Genomic DNA, 242 nt, shown 5'->3' on the forward strand with positions numbered 1-242 from the left:
GCGTAGCATTTGGCTGCTGCTCCAGCTCCTTTATAAGCGCGTAGCAAATAATATCGTTTTCAACTATATGACCTAAATGATCAAGCTCTAGTTGCTCACTATTAAAAGCTATTTTGCCAAAGCTGTCTGCATCGCGCACATCCATATGGGTATAGGCACTAGCACGCAAAGCAACTATGTGTGGCCATACGTTTAATTGTTCAAGCAAGGTTTGACTCGCAATACTCAACGCACTTACGCGC

Annotated in this window: 1 pseudogene; it reads right to left on the reverse strand. The window is 43.8% G+C overall.

What is annotated here, in order from left to right:
* Nucleotides 1-242 (reverse strand): annotated as a pseudogene (locus AAEY57_RS20875) (monooxygenase); the annotation flags it as partial.

This window comes from Pseudoalteromonas sp. MER144-MNA-CIBAN-0113 (genome assembly GCF_040308965.1).
GTDB classification, from domain to species: domain Bacteria; phylum Pseudomonadota; class Gammaproteobacteria; order Enterobacterales; family Alteromonadaceae; genus Pseudoalteromonas; species Pseudoalteromonas tetraodonis.